Annotated in this window: 11 protein-coding genes; 7 read left to right on the top strand and 4 right to left on the bottom strand. The window is 52.8% G+C overall.

Going from position 1 to position 17,001, the window contains the following annotated elements:
- The first annotated feature begins 208 nt into the window (after positions 1-208).
- The gene (locus WKK33_RS07205; RefSeq protein WP_337933134.1) at positions 209-2,395 is read left to right on the top strand and encodes a family 20 glycosylhydrolase; all 2,187 of its coding nucleotides are present in this window, start codon (positions 209-211) and stop codon (positions 2,393-2,395) included.
- Positions 2,396-2,675: 280 nt separating this feature from the next.
- Here WKK33_RS07205 and WKK33_RS07210 read toward each other — a convergent pair whose 3' ends face one another.
- From WKK33_RS07210 to WKK33_RS07225, 4 genes are all read right to left on the bottom strand, one after another.
- Positions 2,676-4,040, bottom strand: a complete 1,365-nt coding sequence (locus WKK33_RS07210) for an SAM-dependent methyltransferase (RefSeq protein ID WP_337637404.1) — start codon at positions 4,038-4,040, stop codon at positions 2,676-2,678.
- A 292-nt stretch (positions 4,041-4,332) separates the two neighbouring features.
- A complete protein-coding gene (locus WKK33_RS07215; protein ID WP_337568599.1) occupies positions 4,333-5,088 on the bottom strand; it encodes a succinate dehydrogenase/fumarate reductase iron-sulfur subunit in 756 nt (251 codons plus the stop codon).
- Positions 5,089-5,160: 72 nt separating this feature from the next.
- Positions 5,161-7,128, bottom strand: coding sequence for a fumarate reductase/succinate dehydrogenase flavoprotein subunit (locus tag WKK33_RS07220; protein ID WP_215759270.1), 1,968 nt, complete (start codon positions 7,126-7,128; stop codon positions 5,161-5,163).
- An 18-nt stretch (positions 7,129-7,146) separates the two neighbouring features.
- Positions 7,147-7,824, bottom strand: a complete 678-nt coding sequence (locus WKK33_RS07225) for a succinate dehydrogenase cytochrome b subunit (protein ID WP_337568597.1) — start codon at positions 7,822-7,824, stop codon at positions 7,147-7,149.
- Positions 7,825-8,050: 226 nt separating this feature from the next.
- Here WKK33_RS07225 and mnmG point away from each other — a divergent pair, with 226 nt between their 5' ends.
- The 6 genes from mnmG (at position 8,051) to deoC (ending at position 16,784) form a co-directional block, all read left to right on the top strand.
- Positions 8,051-9,922, top strand: coding sequence for a tRNA uridine-5-carboxymethylaminomethyl(34) synthesis enzyme MnmG (gene mnmG, locus WKK33_RS07230; protein ID WP_337933136.1), 1,872 nt, complete (start codon positions 8,051-8,053; stop codon positions 9,920-9,922).
- A gap of 74 nt (positions 9,923-9,996) precedes the next feature.
- Positions 9,997-10,527, top strand: a complete 531-nt coding sequence (locus tag WKK33_RS07235) for an adenine phosphoribosyltransferase (protein WP_330001663.1) — start codon at positions 9,997-9,999, stop codon at positions 10,525-10,527.
- A 1,742-nt stretch (positions 10,528-12,269) separates the two neighbouring features.
- Positions 12,270-14,153, top strand: a complete 1,884-nt coding sequence (uvrC, locus tag WKK33_RS07240; RefSeq protein ID WP_337933137.1) for an excinuclease ABC subunit UvrC — start codon at positions 12,270-12,272, stop codon at positions 14,151-14,153.
- A gap of 78 nt (positions 14,154-14,231) precedes the next feature.
- Entirely contained in the window at positions 14,232-14,684 is a 453-nt protein-coding gene (gene dtd / locus WKK33_RS07245) for a D-aminoacyl-tRNA deacylase (protein WP_337933140.1), read from the top strand.
- A gap of 788 nt (positions 14,685-15,472) precedes the next feature.
- Positions 15,473-15,802 carry a nucleotide pyrophosphohydrolase gene (locus WKK33_RS07250; RefSeq protein ID WP_337933141.1) on the top strand — a complete coding sequence of 110 codons (330 nt, stop codon included), beginning with the start codon at positions 15,473-15,475 and terminating at the stop codon, positions 15,800-15,802.
- Positions 15,803-15,854: 52 nt separating this feature from the next.
- Positions 15,855-16,784, top strand: coding sequence for a deoxyribose-phosphate aldolase (gene deoC / locus WKK33_RS07255; protein WP_337933142.1), 930 nt, complete (start codon positions 15,855-15,857; stop codon positions 16,782-16,784).
- The last annotated feature ends 217 nt before the right edge of the window (positions 16,785-17,001 follow it).

Here is a 17,001-nt window from a genome sequence, read left to right on the forward strand (position 1 = left end):
CAAACTTAGAGTTAATTCGTTCAATTCGTTGTTGCCGCGTCTGAGCGTAAATACTCACGTGTGTCCTTTATCACTCCAAATGTCGGATGAGCCAAAAATGAATTTGTAGGCGCAAACTGGCCGAAGGTAACGCAAATAGTTGTACCTTTGCAAAACGAAACGCCTAAACAGAGAACAATACATATAACAACCTAATAAATAACGACTCATGAGAAGACTTTTTCTTTTGTCGGCTGCAACTCTGCTGTCGGCTGCTATGTCGGCACAGACCGTGGCACGTATGGGCAACCTGAAGCCTGAACAGAAGTCGATGGCCATCAGTCTGAAACTCACTGGCGAGCTCTCGACGGATCGCAGCGGCGACTATCGGCAAATGCGCGACCTGTGTTTCCAAGTGCGCACCATCGACCTCGGCGAGGCGCAAAGCACGGAAATACCCAAGAACGCGTTCCACTCGCGCCATCAGATCGAGAACATCACCCTGCCAAAGGTTCTGAAAACCATTGGAACGCAGGCCTTCTTCGCTTGCGATAAGTTGCAGGGCATCACCATCCCGGCCACGGTGGAGAACATCGGCGCCGCCGCTTTCTCGGGATGTAAGAGCATCAGCCAACTCACCATCGAGGGCACGCCCACCATCGGCGAGTATGCCTTTGCACGACTGGCGGGACTGAAAACGGTGACGGTGCTGTCGAAGGTGCCACCCAAGGCTGCCATAACGGCGTTCGACGGTGTGGAGCCGGGAAGCGTGAAGCTCATCGTACCGAAGGGTAGCGAGAAGGCGTATAGGAAGGCTGCCGGATGGAGCCGCTTCTACACGGCGCAGAAATGGGCTTGGGAGGTGAGCGACCCCACACAGTGCCTGGCGCCCATGCCGCAGGAGATGAGCCTGATAAAAAGGGCCAAGGCGCTCAACGTGAAGACGGCGTGGAACGTGTATGCGAAGCAGGGCGATGGCGAGAAGCTGGCCAACGAGGTGGAGCAGGCGCGCAACATGCTCAGCGAACGCATCGGAAACATTGTGAACAGTCGTCAGCGCGGCATTGAGATGGTGCTCTCTCTCGACCCCACACTCAACGACGACGAGGCATACACGATCGATGTGGATGCCAACGGGGTGAGCATCAAGGGTAAGACGGCGCGTGGCGTGTTTTGGGGGCTGATGACGCTCGACCAGATATTGCTGGGATCGGGTACGAAGCCTTGTGTGGACGCCATTCCGCACCTCACCATCAAGGACGCGCCGCGTACGCATGTGCGTGAGCTGATGGTGGACCCCGCCCGCACATTCATCCCCCTGGAGGAACTGAAGGCGTTTATCCCAGAGATGGCGCGCTACAAGCTCAACGCTCTGCACCTGCACCTGGTGGACGACCAGGCATGGCGCATCGAGATCAAGAAATACCCGCAACTCACGGAGCAGGCGTCGTCGCGCTGGGGACAGGACGACATACAGATGCCTTACAAGGGCTATTACACGCAGGAGCAGATGCGCGACCTCGTGAAGTATGCCGCACGATATCACGTGGAGATTGTTCCCGAGATTGAGATGCCGGGACATGAGGTGGCAGCCATCAGCGTGTTCCCTGAGCTGACGTGCCACCAGCGACAGGTGCCCATCCGCACCACATGCGGCGTGTCGAACGAGTTGCTCTGCCCAGGCAATGAGTTTACCTACGAGTTCCTCGGCAATGTGTTTAAGGAGATTGCCGATATCTTCCCGTCGAAATACATCCACCTCGGTGGCGACGAGGCGGGCAACCCGGCGCTCAACTGCTGGACCGACTGCCCGAAGTGTCAGGCGCTGAAGAAGAAACTGGGCATCACCACGACCGACCGGTCAGACAACTGGCAGTTGCAGGGATACCTCTTCGACCGTGTCATCGAACTGCTGCGCGACACGTATCACAAGACGCCCATGTTCTGGTATGAGACCGATTTCAAGAAGATTCAGCCGGGATGCGTCACCTTCGCATGGCGACACGGACTGACCAACAAGGCGCTGGAGGCTGCGGTGGAAAACAACGCGCGCATCATGCTCTGCCCCGGAGAGCACTGCTACTTCGACTATCCCATGGCCAACGGCGACATGCCGGAGGTGAACTGGGGTATGCCCACCACTACGCTCAAGGCTACCTACAGCCTCGACCCTGCCTGGGGACACGACAAGAAGTTTGAGCAGAACAACCTGTTTGGTGTGGCAGGAACGCTGTGGAGCGAGTGCATCACTTCGCCTGAGCGCATCTACTACCAAGCCTACCCACGCGCCATCGCATTGGCTGAGGCAGGATGGAGCCAACAGGAGAACCGTTCGTGGGAGTCGTTCATCAAGCGTCTGGGGGCGCTGGCCAACGACATGATGCGCCGTGGCATAACGTTCTCTATGGAATACTAATCGATCGATAGGATTTTGCCTCATGGATTCCATGTGGCGTAAGGATGAATCCCTAATCGGTCATTAGATAAGCTCCTCATCGTCTTCCTATTTCGGCCTAATGACCGATTGGGGTTTAACAGCCGATTGGGGGTAACAGAAAGCCCTTTGTTGCAAGGTCATGGATGCAACAAAGGGCTTTTTCAGCTCTATACTGTAAGGAGCAGGTGGGACGGAATGGACCTATAAAACGGATAAGCGCAGGCCCAAGGAGCCGGGGCACCAAGGACAGGGAGCGGCGTTAGGGCGCAACCAACTTTTCGGTAAGGATCAACCGATGGTCCTTGCCTATGGTGGTAGCAAACACATAAAGGCTGCCACCATCCTTGAGCTTCAGCCTTCGGCGAAGGGCATCGGCCGTAAGGGGAAAATGGCGGACGGCGATGTTGGCCTGGCTCACGCCTTGGAACGCCTGGCGCAAATCGCGCTTGTTCATCGAGGTGATGCGAAGGATGCGAAACTGGCGACCGGGGAAATGGGGCACGGCGCCATTCGAAAGATACAGGTGGGCGTCGGAACCGATCTGGGAAACGCCAAACGCCACCGCTATCTCACGGAAACATCCCGCTTTCATGATGCTGCTATTGGGTACAAGCAGGACGCTCGGAGTGGGATCGGGCGAATGTGTAGGGAGCGAAACGTTGTGGAACTCCTCATCTGGCATGACTCTTGAGGCGTCAGCAGGGCGGCCTGAAACGATTCCTGGAGCGCACGAAGCATCATCGGAGGGACGCAGAGCATCATCAGAAGCTCGCAAAGCGCCTTCCAAGGGGCGTGAAGCGCCGGAAACACAATAAGTGAACATCTGCCCGTCATTGACACAAAACACGCACAGAGGGCGTTTTTCGTGCGTCAAAACGAGAAGAAGTTCCTTGCACTCGTTGGAAACCGACACGACGTGCACCTCTGAGACGTTTTTAAGCTTGCGTACGGCCTCGTGCCAGTCGAGCATGGGTGAGAGCTTAATCACCACAATATCGGCCCGCAGAAGCAAAGTATCGCACAATCCAACGACATCGGGGGTGCAGTCCTCCATTCCAAAGACCTTGCGGCCATAGGTGTCGCGGCGGGCTGGATCGAGGTAAATAAGGGTCAGGGGGTGCGCATCGCCTGTCTTTCGTTCGGGTACCAATGGCATCGTTTGCAGGTACGCTACACCATCGCCAACATGAATTTCCACATGGTCGAGTCCCAGTTGTTGAAAGTTATGTTGGGCAATCGGGCACAACGTTTCGTTGCGTTCCACATAGACCGCATGGGCAAAGGCACGCGCCATCCATGAGAAATCGACTCCGAAACCGCCCGTGAGGTCGACCAAGAGACCATGTTCAGCCGCATCAGCGCCAACCAGGCGGGAGGCCAACGAAGCCTTATAGATGGCGGTTGGCTCGCTTGAACACTGCTCCATATTAAGGTGGGGCGGGTATTCCAAACCATCGCATGCAGCCCAAGAGGGCAACTTGCGGCGTGCTGTCTGCCATCCGCTGATCTGGGCCAATGCCCAAGGCATATCCACATCTGGGTTCTTGTCGCCTAAGAATGCAAGGCGATTGACGTCGTCTTCTCTATGCAATTGGACAAATTGGAGGGTTGCTTCGTTCTTCATGCTGCTTTGAATGCTTGGTGAGGCTCCCTATCGGCTTAGGCGCCACACGCTATTTGTTTGCAAAGGTAGGAAAAACTATTCAGATGGACCAACAAAAAGCAAGCAGGCTTGCCCTACGTAGGGTCTTTGCCAAGGTGCCATTCGTCTCGACAACGGATATCAATAAGCATACGTGGTGGCATTGCCCCGGCCAAGAGCATGGGGAAACGACAAAAAACGGCTAAACAAAAAAACGCCCACAGGCGAAAAGAAATTCACCTGTGAGCGTATCGTGTGTGATGGAAAGATCGGATTAGTCGGCGAGCTTAGCCTTGATGTACTCGCGGTTCAGGCGAGCGATGTTGGCGATAGACTCGTTCTTCGGGCACTCAGCCTCACAAGCGCGAGTGTTGGTGCAGTTACCGAAGCCCAGCTCCTCCATCTTGGCAATCATGTTCTTGGCGCGACGTGCAGCCTCGGGACGACCCTGGGGCAGCAGAGCAAACTGGCTGACCTTGCTTGAAACGAACAGCATAGCTGAACCGTTCTTACAAGCGGCTACGCAAGCACCGCAACCGATACATGTAGCGCAGTCCATTGCCTCATCGGCATCGTCCTTGGAAATCAGGATGGCGTTAGCGTCCTGAGCCTGACCCGTGCGAACAGAGGTGTAACCACCAGCAGCGATGATCTTATCGAAAGCTGAACGGTCAACCATGCAGTCCTTGATGACAGGGAAGGCAGCCGAACGCCAAGGCTCAACAGTGATAACGTCGCCGTCGTGGAAACGACGCATGTAGAGCTGGCAAGTAGTGGCTCCCTGAGCGGGACCGTGGGGGTTACCGTTGATGTAGAGCGAGCACATGCCGCAGATACCCTCGCGACAGTCGTGGTCGAAGACGAACGGCTCCTTGTCCTGCTCGATGAGCTGCTCGTTGAGAATGTCGAGCATCTCCAGGAATGAAGTATCACCGGGGATGTCCTTCATCTCAAAGGTGTCGAAATGGCCTTCGGCAGTAGGGCCGTTCTGGCGCCACACCTTAAGTGTGAATGATATATTCTGATCCATTTGAATTGTTCTGAAGTTAAATAATGTTTCTGCTTTTCCTCGCGTCTCCTTATATAAGAAGACAAGGGGTGACTACGACTTATAGTTACGGGTCTGAACCTTAATATACTCGTAGTTGAGCGGCTCCTTGTGCAAGACAGGGGCTGTATCGTCGTCCTTCTGGTACTCCCAGCAAGCAACATACATGAACTCCTCGTCATTACGCTTAGCCTCGCCTTCCTCGGTCTGGCTCTCCTCACGGAAATGACCACCGCAGCTCTCGTTGCGCTCAAGGGCATCGTAAGCGATCAGCTCACCCATGAGGATGAAGTCGCGCAAGTGGATAGCCTTGTCGAGCTCAACGTTCAAGCCCTCCTTAGAGCCAGGAATGCGAACGCAGGTGTCGAACTGCTCACGAACCTCCTTCAGCTTCTTAAGAGCAGACTTCAAGCCTTCGGCGTTACGAGCCATACCCACCTGGTTCCACAGAATCTTATAAAGCTCCTTGTGGATAGTGTCGACGCTCACGAGCTTGCTCTTGTCGGCCTGCTTGTGCTGGATGTCGTAGATGCGATCCATCTCGGCCTGTACCTTCTTCTCAGCCTCCTCAAACTCGGGCAGGTTGGTGGTGAAGCGAGGAACAGTGATCTGGTCGGCCAGGTAGTTCTGCATGGTGTAAGGAATCACGAAGTAACCATCGCTCAGACCCTGCATCAAAGCAGAGGCTCCCAGACGGTTGGCACCGTGGTCGGAGAAGTTGCACTCACCAAGGGCGAACAGACCCTTGACGCTGGTCTGCAACTCATAGTCGACCCAAAGACCACCCATCGTGTAGTGGATAGCGGGGAAGATCATCATCGGGTTATCGTGAGGATCAACGTCGGTAATCTCCTGATACATGTCGAAGAGGTTGCCATAACGCTCGTCAACACGCTTGCGGCCAAGGCGCTGGAAAGCGTCTGAGAAGTCGAGGAACACAGCCAAACCGGTGTTGTTCACACCGAAGCCATGGTCGGTACGCTCCTTAGCGGCACGTGAGGCCACGTCACGGGGAACAAGGTTACCGAAGGCGGGATAGCGGCGCTCCAAGTAGTAGTCGCGATCCTCCTCGGGAATGTCGCGGCCCTTGATCTCACCACGCTGCAGGCGCTTAGCGTCCTCAAGCTTCTTGGGAACCCAAATACGACCGTCGTTACGCAGAGACTCAGACATAAGGGTCAACTTAGACTGCTTGTCGCCATGGACGGGGATACAGGTGGGGTGAATCTGAACGAAGCAAGGGTTAGCAAAGTAAGCACCCTTACGGTATGCCTGGATAGCAGCTGTGCAGTTGCAACCCATAGCGTTGGTAGAAAGGAAGTAAGCATTGCCATAACCACCGGTAGCCAAGCAAACGGCGTGAGCTGCATAGCGCTCGAGCTTACCGCTGACAAGGTCCTTGGCGATGACGCCACGGCAACGACCATCGATGATCACAACATCCTCAACCTCTGTACGAGTGTGGAGCTCCACGGTGCCATTGTTCACCTCTTTCATCAATGAGCTGTAGGCGCCGAGCAGCAACTGCTGACCGGTCTGGCCCTTGGCGTAGAACGTACGGCTCACCTGCACGCCACCGAACGAACGGTTGGCAAGCATGCCACCATACTCACGGGCGAAAGGAACACCCTGAGCGACACACTGGTCGATGATGGAGGCGCTCACCTCTGCCAAACGATACACGTTGGCCTCGCGGGCACGGTAGTCACCACCCTTGATCGTGTCGTAGAACAGACGGTACACAGCGTCGCCATCGTTCTGGTAGTTCTTGGCGGCGTTGATGCCACCCTGAGCGGCGATAGAGTGTGCACGACGGGGACTGTCCTGGATGCAGAAGTTGATAACATGGAAACCCATCTCGCCGAGAGAGGCGGCGGCGCTGGCACCTGCCAGACCGGTACCTACGACGATGATGTCGAGCTTACGTTTGTTAGCCGGGTTAACCAGCTTTTGGTGGGCTTTATAGTTGGTCCATTTCTCGGCCAAGGGGCCCGCTGGAATCTTAGAATCTATTTGTGACATAATGATTTGAATTTATTATTAACACATACTTGGAGCGAAGCCAAGCCAGAAGCTCAGCACGAGAATGGCAAACACGCCCAGGAGAACGGTGACGTAAACAACGCCAATGGTCTGCCAACGCTTCAACCAAATCTTACCGCTCCAGCCCAGGGTCTGCATAGATGACCAGAAACCGTGAGTCAGGTGGAACCACAGGGCGGCAATCCAAACAAGGTAAAGCACAGAGTAGACCGGGCAAGAGAACACCTCCTTGATCCAGCCAAAGCCATCAGCGGCGCCAATGGCGTTCTGCGCACCCGTGAACTCAGCGAGCATCATGTGTGCCCAGAAGTTGTAAAGGTGAAGAAGAAGACCGACGGCGATGATGATGCCGAGCACCAACATGTTCTGAGAGGCCCAAGACACCTCTGGACGACGGTTAGAAACTGCGTAGCGCTGATCACCACGAGCACGGCGGTTCTGAGCCGTGAGGATGAAAGCATACACGATGTGGCAGCAGGCAAGGAATGCCAAGCCAAGCGTGCCGACAACTGCATACCAGTTTGCACCCAAGAACTCGCAGACGGCGTTGTATGCGTCTCCAGAGAAGAACGCAGCAACATTCATCGCACAGTGGAAGGTAAGGAAGAGAACGAGGCAGATGCCAGTGAGCGACATCACCACTTTCCTACCAATTGGAGAATTGATTAACCACATAAATGATTGATTTTTAATTATTTGAATGTTAGATTTAATTCCAATCTGATTAGATTTTATAGGACCATCCCTAAGGGTTGGGGGGTCCTCCGAGGCACGCCATACCTTATATTAGGTATTCGAGAGCCTCTTAATGAGTGCAAAAATACTATATTTTAATGATTAATCAAAGTAAAACGAATAAAAAATCGAATTTATTTCTTACTTTTGCCGAAAAGACTAAAACATGGATTTTAAATACGATGTGATAGTGATTGGTGGAGGCCACGCAGGCTGCGAAGCGGCGTGCGCGTCGGCAAACATCGGAGCAAGGACGCTGCTCGTCACCATGGACATGAACAAGATTGCGCAAATGAGTTGCAACCCTGCCGTGGGAGGCATTGCCAAAGGTCAAATTGTGAGGGAGATCGACGCCCTTGGCGGACAGATGGCCCTCGTCACCGACGCCACCGCTATCCAATTCAGGATGCTCAACAAAGGCAAAGGACCGGCCGTGTGGTCGCCCCGCGCCCAGTGTGACAGAGAAAAGTTTATATGGGAATGGCGACGCGTCATCGACCGCACACCGAACCTCGACATCTGGCAAGACCAAGCCGAGGAGCTCATAGTGGAGAACGGACAGGCCGTCGGTGTGAAGACGATATGGGGCGTGGAGATACGCGCCAAGGCTGTCGTCATCACCGCAGGCACATTCCTCAATGGACTGATGCACATCGGGAACCACAAAGTTCCGGGTGGCAGGTGCGCAGAACCTGCAACCTACCACCTTACGGAAAGCATCACCCGATGGGGCATTAGGTCCGAACGGATGAAAACCGGAACGCCCGTGCGCCTCGACAAGCGCTCCATCCACTTTGAGGACACGGAAGTGCAGTCTGGCGACGAGGGCAACCAGCAGTTCTCATACATGGCTCCCCACCGACGGCTCAAGCAACTCCCGTGCTGGACATGCTACACCAACAGCCGCGTGCACGACATCCTCAAGGCCGACATTGCCAACTCCCCACTCTACAACGGACAGATACAATCGACAGGCCCACGTTATTGTCCGTCGATCGAAACCAAACTTGTCACCTTCCCCGACCGCGACCAACACCCGCTGTTCATCGAGCCCGAGGGTGAGGACACGAACGAGATTTACCTCAACGGCTTTTCATCGTCTATGCCCATGGAGACGCAACTGCGCGCCCTCCATGAGATACCAGCGCTTAGGGAAGCAAAAATCTATCGACCGGGCTACGCCATCGAATACGACTACTTTGACCCCACGCAACTCAACCACTCGCTGGAATCGAAGGTGATCGAAGGCTTATACTTCGCCGGGCAAGTCAACGGAACCACAGGTTACGAAGAGGCCGGAGGCCAAGGACTGGTGACAGGCGTCAACGCCGCGTTGAAATGTGCGGGCAGCGAACCGCTCGTCATGGGACGCGACGAGAGTTACATCGGCGTGCTCATCGACGACCTAACGACCAAGGGCGTTGACGAGCCCTATCGCATGTTCACCTCTCGCGCCGAGTATCGCATCCTTCTCCGACAGGACGACGCCGACGCGCGACTGACCGAGAAGGCATACCAACTCGGCCTGGCCAAGCGAGAGCGACTGGACTGGTGGTTGGAGAAGAAAGAGAACATCAGGAAGATCATCGAGTTCTGCGACCAAACCTCCGTAAAGCCCAAAGACATCAATAGCGCTTTGGAGGCCATCGGCACCACCCCACTCCGCATGGGATGCAAAATATCCGACCTTATTGGACGACCGCAGGTGAGCATCAAGCAACTGGCAGAAATCATCCCAGAACTAAAGGAAGCCCTTGATACGCCACAGAACCGAAAGGAAGAAATTGCCGAAGCAGCCGAGATACGCATCAAGTACAAAGGTTACATCGAACGAGAGAAAATCGTTGCCGACAAGATGCACCGCTTGGAAGATATCCGCATCAAAGGAAGGTTCAAATACAGCGAGCTCCATGAGATTTCCACGGAAGGCCGGCAGAAACTGGAGCACATCGATCCCGACACATTGGGGCAGGCAAGTCGCATTCCCGGCGTTTCCCCAAGCGATATCAACGTGATGCTTGTGCTACTTGGGCGCTAAATGTTTCACGTGAAACACGGATACGGATAAACCACTAAGAATTAAACAATTAGACATAAAGTAAAACGTTAAACATGAACAATCAAATCCTATTAAACAACTTGCGTTGCATCCCTGATTGGCCGATCAAAGGCGTTAATTTCCGCGATGTGACGACACTGTTTAAGAGTGCAGAGTGCATTAGAATCATTACGGATGAGCTCTACGATCTTTATAAGGACAAAGGCATCACGAAGATCGTGGGCATTGAGAGCCGCGGTTTTGTGATGAGTTCGGCCGCAGCCATTCGTTTGGGCGCAGGAATCGTGCTTTGCCGCAAACCAGGCAAGTTGCCTTGCGAGACCATCCAGATGAGTTACGCCAAGGAGTACGGCATCGACACCATCGAGATTCACAAGGATTCGATCACCGAAGACGACGTGATTCTTCTCCACGACGACCTTTTAGCCACGGGCGGCACGATGAAAGCGGCATGCGATTTGGTTCGCAAGTTCCATCCCAAAAAGGTTTATTGCAACTTCATCATTGAACTTCAGTCGGAGTTTCCGAATGCTCGCGACATCTTCGACGATGACATCGAAGTGACAAGCCTCCTTAAGTTCTAAGATCTTCCCAGAGATTTCGCAAGACACATCCGGTCGAGCCCGAATAACTGAAACCATCTTTTTGATTCGGGAAAAACACATTCCATATCACAACTGGGCAACGCCCACCATATTCCCCAGGCACATTCCCATAACAAGGAACATGCCTGGGGATTTTGTTTGCGCACAAACGATTGGTTGGACCCATTGGAGAAAATCATAGACAAAGAGCTACAACAATCAGAATCGCACCATCAACGCCATTCCTATAAAGGAAAAGGAGCCAATCCATACCCATCACATGGAATGGTCATACTCGCTGGTGCAACATAACAAAACAAGCCGAGCGGAAATGCGACACACCGTTAAAAGAACGTTTTCCACAAGAGAAACGCCAAAAACACATCTGATACATTCGGAGAATCAAAACCTTTGGGATGCGCTTAGCGGAACTATCGGCATCATTTAGGCCATCTCTCCAATCTTACCAAGCAACGCCTTTTATCACCAACCAATATCTTTCGTTTTTATAAGAGCGCACACAACTGCAACGCTTACATGCGGACACCATAGCGATGCGCTCGCCTCATAGGTCCCAAAAGGCTCAGACAACAAAAAGAGAAATAGCGACGAAACGTTTATCTCTTACGAAAACGCTCTTGACGCCCATAGAATTGGGGCAGCGTACAGGATGAGCACTCTATAGCCAACGACAAAGAAGCATATGGAACATTTCGCCTAAGAAAGACAGGTAAGAGTTTCTTGAAAGAGAAGGGTAAAATGTTGGCGCATGAATAAGAGGCAATGGCAAACCAACAACGCTTTTACTTGAAAAGAAGAAAAGGAACGAACGCTTCAAAAATAAAAGCTTTGAATTATTGGCAAGCCCCCATATTTTTCTTAAATTTGCAATGCGATTTCCTCAGGAAAAAGGAAAGAACAGGCAAGCGAAAACAAGCATTGGGAAAACGGCGAGTGGCGCAATCCAAAAGGCGAAAGTACCACACACGACGTGGCCATACGTCATCCTAAGTAACAAACTATCCATATTGAGGATTTACGATGCTCCTACAAAAAAGTTGCGATAAACCAAAGAAGGATTAAAACAGCTCCTATGAAAGGACAGTTAAATACCGGAGAAGGATTTACGGCTTGGCTGTGAAGGTTAAGCGCAGCACCCGAGAAGCATCGTAGCCTCGCCCGAGAAGCGCCAAGGTTGAACTGGCGAAAGGTCTACGGAATTCTATCCAGAGGTTAGGGGAAGCCAGGGCTGAAGCACACCTAATACGGATAGAGCACACCACAAAGGCTGTCCGAAAGCCTACGTATCACAAACATAGGGCACACCTCTCGCAAGCGCAGGTCTAAGAGGAGGCAAAACCAAAGAGCACCTCTCGCAAGCGCTGGTCTAAGAGAAGGCAAAACAAGCGGTCTCAGAAGGCAAGCGAAGGGTTCCAAGGACATTCCGTTGACACATGAAAAAGTATTGGCGGTCACTCCAAAGAACACAAGCGGCGGCACAGGAAGCACTAACAAGTGTAACGCATCATTTGAATAGGGGTAGAAAGCCTTCCTCATCGCCCTGGCAAGCGCCCTGGCCTTTGTGCCTGAAACTCCTACCCGCACCACAGTAAAGCACACGCCAAAAGGTTTAACTGCAACCTTATGAGGCAGTTAACAAGTGAGATAAAGAAGGCAAAGGTTGATATGTTTCACGTGAAACAAGAACACCCGAAACACCAATAGATAAAGGGGAAACGAAGATGACAAAAGAAGAAAACGAAGCTCGATTGGCATACCTCAAGAACATCGTGTTGAACATGCCACAGAAACCGGGCAGCTACCAGTATTACGACAAGCGTAGGGAACCGGGAGAGAACCCGGACCCTACACATATCATATACGTAGGAAAGGCCAAGCACCTCAAAAACCGTGTGTCGAGCTACTTCCACAAGGAGGTGGACCGATACAAGACGAAGGTGCTTGTGTCGAAGATCCAAGACATCACCTACACGGTTGTAAACACCGAAGAGGATGCCTTGCTGCTCGAGAACGCCCTTATCAAACGCTATAATCCACGTTACAATGTGTTGCTAAAGGATGGCAAGACCTACCCAAGCATCTGTGTCACAAACGAGTTTTTCCCCCGCATTTTCAAGACGCGTACCATCAACAAAAAGACTGGCACATACTTCGGTCCCTACCCCCATATCACGGCCATGTACAACGTGCTCGACCTCATCAACAAGGTGTTCAAACCCCGCCGTTGCCACCAGCCCATCACACGCGAGGGAGTGGCCCTTGGACGCTACAAGACCTGTCTCGAATACCACCTCCACAACTGCGAAGGATGCTGCATAGGCAAGCAATCGTGGGACGAATATCAGGAGAACATACGCGAAGCCAAGGAGGTTCTCAAGGGCAACACACGCGAACTGTCGCAACATCTCTATGAGGAGATGATGGCGGCAGCCAAAGACCTGAGGTTTGAGGAAGCCAACGCCCTGAAAATACGCTATCAACTGTTGCAGGAATTCGTGGCGAAGAGTGAGGTGGTAAGCCACACCATCAACGACGTGGACGTGTTTACCATCATCGACGACGACCATCGTAACAATGCGTATATCAACTACATACACGTCAAGAACGGCACCATCAACCAGAGTTTCACCTACGAATATCGACGAAAGCTCGACGAGAGCGACGAGGACCTGCTGATGCTCGCCATCCCCGAGATTCGTGAGCGTTTCGCATCGAAAGCCAAAGAGGTCATCGTTCCCTTCGAGATGGAGTGGCAACTGCCTGATGCAGCGTTCTTTGTGCCACAACGAGGCGACAAAAAGCACCTCCTGGAACTCTCTGAGATGAATGGCAAACAGTATAAGTTCGACCGCCTGAAACAGGCCGAAAAGCTCAACCCCGAGCAGAAGCAAACACGCCTGATGAAGGAGTTGCAGACCAAGTTGGGCTTGGACAAATTACCCTATCAGATAGAATGCTTCGACAACTCCAACATCTCAGGCACCGACGCCGTGGCGGGATGCATCGTCTACAAGGGCATGAATCCCTCACGCAAGGACTACCGCAAATACAACATCAAGACCGTAGTGGGGCCCGACGACTACGCCTCCATGCAGGAGGTGGTACGCCGCCGTTACACACGCATGCAAGCCGAGGGCACCCCCCTGCCCGACCTCATCATTACCGATGGTGGACGAGGGCAAATGGAGGTGGTGCGCGAAGTGGTTGAAGACGAGCTCCACCTTCACATTCCGATAGCCGGACTGGCCAAAGACGACCGCCACCGCACCAACGAACTGCTCTTCGGTTTCCCTCCCGTGGTGGTGGGATTAAAGCCCGACAGCGAACTGTTCCGTGTCCTCACGCAAATCCAGGATGAGGTACACCGCTACGCCATCACCTTCCACCGCGACAAGCGGTCCAAGCACGCGCTCCACTCCGAGCTTGATGACATCACCGGTATAGGCCCCAAAACGCGCGACGCATTGCTCAAAGCGTTCAGGAGCGTGAAACGCATCAAGGGTGCAACTCTCGAGCAACTTGCTACCGCCATTGGGCCCTCGAAGGCCAACACCGTGTATCGTCACTTTCAGAAACCCACAAACGCCCCTCAAGGGAAGGAGTAACCCTGAAGCAAACCCCCTACGTCGAGAAGCCATAACACAATAAATAAAACATAATAACCTACAAAATATAACATCCACATGAGAGTAGTCATCCAACGAGTGAGCCAGGCATCGGTATCGATCGACGGCAAAGTGAAGTCAAGCATCAATCAAGGTTTCATGATTCTTCTTGGCGTAGGCAACAACGACGGTCCTGAAGACATCCAGTGGCTCGTACGTAAGATAGTGGCGCTACGCATCTTCGACAATGCCGATGGCGTTATGAACCTCAGTATCAAGGACATAGACGGCGAGATACTGGTCGTATCACAGTTCACCCTCATGGCCAGCTGCAAGAAGGGCAACCGCCCGAGCTGGTTGAACGCTGCGCCCCACTCCATCTCAATACCGCTCTATGAGCAATTCTGCAAAGAACTGTCCGACGCACTCGGCAAGCCTGTAGGCACGGGCGAATTTGGCGCAATGATGGATGTCAGCCTTGTCAACAACGGTCCAACCACCATCTGCCTCGACACCAAAAACAAGGAATAAGACAAAGGTATTCGAATATTCCGACGTGAAGAACCATACAATATCTTCACGTCGGAAACACAGAAACACAATAAGTGGTCTAACCACGCACCACAAGCCATGTGTTAAACAAGTAGCCTACGTCAACTATTTTTGCCAAAAAGTTGGTGCACGATTTCGGGCCAACCAGAACAAGAAAGAAGCTAAAATGTCAATAAGCCTTACCTAAGACGAGCTGCTCCGTTGCGGAACATGCCTTCTCGAGATGCCGTTTGGCATGTTTCGAAAGACGGAAAGCCATGTTTCGAAGAACGATCGGCCATGTTTCGCAACACGAAACATGCCTAACGGCAATGCTAAACGAAAAAAAATAAGGTCACAAGAATGATAAAAGAAGGTAACTAACTGGCAGTTAGCTTATTACAGAAACGCGACGAGAATCACGTATTTGGCCAAAATATTTCCGTCGTGGAAAAGAAATGTGTAGTTCTTGGTATAGATTGTTGGCATATTTCAACAAGCTCCTGAAAACCACTTCAAACGTATAGCAAGAGTTATAGCCATCCAAAAGCCCCAAAGGGCGAAATAAACGCGCGTGGGGCTGCCAACGCTCCTTAACGTACAAGCGCAAGCCAACGCACAAAAAGGGCGCACAGAGCGAAAATGCCAGGGCGGACACGATAAAATGACAAATACGCCTAAACTCGATTCATCTCAAGAGGAATATTATCCAACCATAACACTCATCTACTACAAAAAAGCAGGAAGAGGAGTGGTTTTGTTGCAGGAAAATACGTAAATTTGCAAATATGACAATCGAAGAAGCACAACAAAGCGTTGACCGCTGGGTGAAAACCTACGGCGTGCGCTATTTCTCGGAACTCACCAACATGGCCGTCCTCACCGAGGAGGTAGGCGAATTGGCTCGCGTCATGGCTCGCAAGTATGGCGACCAAAGTTTCAAGGCGGGCGAACGCGACAACCTTAGCGAGGAGATGGCCGACATCCTGTGGGTGCTCTGCTGCCTGGCCAACCAAACGGGCGTGAACCTCACGGAGGCGTTCCGCCAGAGCATCGAGAAGAAAACACGGCGCGACGCTGAGCGCCACCGCAACAACCTCAAGTTGCAGCAAGGATGAAGCATCAGCAACTATCTATGTATCAACCATATAAAAAGACATCATACCAACTATGGGAATCATCAAGGAAAACGTGTCGAAAGACATAAAGGCTCAGAAAGCAGCCCAAATCGAGAACATGAGCAAGATCGACCAAGCCTTTGGGAAATACAACCTCGAGGTCGACGAGGCAGCCGTTGAGAAGGCCGTTAAGCGCATCATCGACGAGAAGGTGCCAGCCAACAACACTCCTGAGGTAAAGAAGTTCCTCTACGGCAGCGTGGAACTCACCTCGCTCCACACCACCGACACCGAAGAGAGCATTCTCGCCATGATCGAGAAGGTCAACAAGCAAGACTCGCTCTACCCCGGCATGCCCCACGTGGCCGCCGTGTGTGTGTATCCGGTCTTCGTGAACCTCGTTCGCAACTCGTTGGAAGTCGACGGCGTAGAGATCACAAGCGTCAGCGGTAGCTTCCCCTCATCGCAGAGCCGCATGGAGGTGAAAGTGGCTGAAACACAGTTGGCTGTGGCCGACGGAGCCACCAACATCGACATCGTGCTGCCCGTGGGTAAGTTCCTCTCTGAGGATTACGAGGGCGTGGCCGACGACATCAGCGAGCTGAAGGAGGCTTGCGGCGATGTGCCTATGAAGGTCATCCTCGAAACCTGCTGCCTCGGCAGTCTCAGCAATGTGAAGCGCGCATCCATCCTGAGCATGTACGCCGGCGCCGACTATATCAAAACTTCTACCGGCAAAGAGAAGGCTGGCGCCACACCCGAGGGTGTTTACGTCATGTGCCAGGCCATCAAGGAATACTATGAGCAGACAGGGGTCATGGTGGGCTTGAAGCCTGCCGGTGGCATCAACACACCTATGGATGCCATCGTCCTCTACACCATCGCACAGGAGGTGCTGGGCGACAAGTGGCTCACCAACGAGATGTTCCGCCTCGGAACCAGCCGCTTGGCCCAGCAGCTCATCGACGAGCTCAACGCCTAATCGGCGCTATCCCCACTCCATCACCATCACATTGGAAGAGGGCTTCTACCCTATCAGCAATAGCTTAGGTCATCTGACTTAAGCTATTGCTTTTTCTCTCCCCACCTAAACATGGTTATCATCTTCCCAAAGTGGGCCAACAGCTCAATGCGGGCAACAAAAAAAGGGGGTGTGTCATAATTGACTATGGTCATTTATGGTGCACCCTCCTTTTGTA

Source organism: Hallella sp., from assembly GCF_037460745.1.
Lineage (GTDB): Bacteria > Bacteroidota > Bacteroidia > Bacteroidales > Bacteroidaceae > Prevotella > Prevotella faecis.

Excerpts from the sequence above, each read along its gene's own strand:
- WKK33_RS07205 (WP_337933134.1), top strand. The coding sequence starts at position 209 with ATGAGAAGACTTTTTCTTTTGTCGGCTGCAACTCTGCTGTCGGCTGCT.
- WKK33_RS07210 (WP_337637404.1), bottom strand. The coding sequence starts at position 4,040 with ATGAAGAACGAAGCAACCCTCCAATTTGTCCAATTGCATAGAGAAGAC.
- WKK33_RS07215 (WP_337568599.1), bottom strand. The coding sequence starts at position 5,088 with ATGGATCAGAATATATCATTCACACTTAAGGTGTGGCGCCAGAACGGC.
- WKK33_RS07220 (WP_215759270.1), bottom strand. The coding sequence starts at position 7,128 with ATGTCACAAATAGATTCTAAGATTCCAGCGGGCCCCTTGGCCGAGAAA.
- WKK33_RS07225 (WP_337568597.1), bottom strand. The coding sequence starts at position 7,824 with ATGTGGTTAATCAATTCTCCAATTGGTAGGAAAGTGGTGATGTCGCTC.
- mnmG (WP_337933136.1), top strand. The coding sequence starts at position 8,051 with ATGGATTTTAAATACGATGTGATAGTGATTGGTGGAGGCCACGCAGGC.
- WKK33_RS07235 (WP_330001663.1), top strand. The coding sequence starts at position 9,997 with ATGAACAATCAAATCCTATTAAACAACTTGCGTTGCATCCCTGATTGG.
- uvrC (WP_337933137.1), top strand. The coding sequence starts at position 12,270 with ATGACAAAAGAAGAAAACGAAGCTCGATTGGCATACCTCAAGAACATC.
- dtd (WP_337933140.1), top strand. The coding sequence starts at position 14,232 with ATGAGAGTAGTCATCCAACGAGTGAGCCAGGCATCGGTATCGATCGAC.
- WKK33_RS07250 (WP_337933141.1), top strand. The coding sequence starts at position 15,473 with ATGACAATCGAAGAAGCACAACAAAGCGTTGACCGCTGGGTGAAAACC.
- deoC (WP_337933142.1), top strand. The coding sequence starts at position 15,855 with ATGGGAATCATCAAGGAAAACGTGTCGAAAGACATAAAGGCTCAGAAA.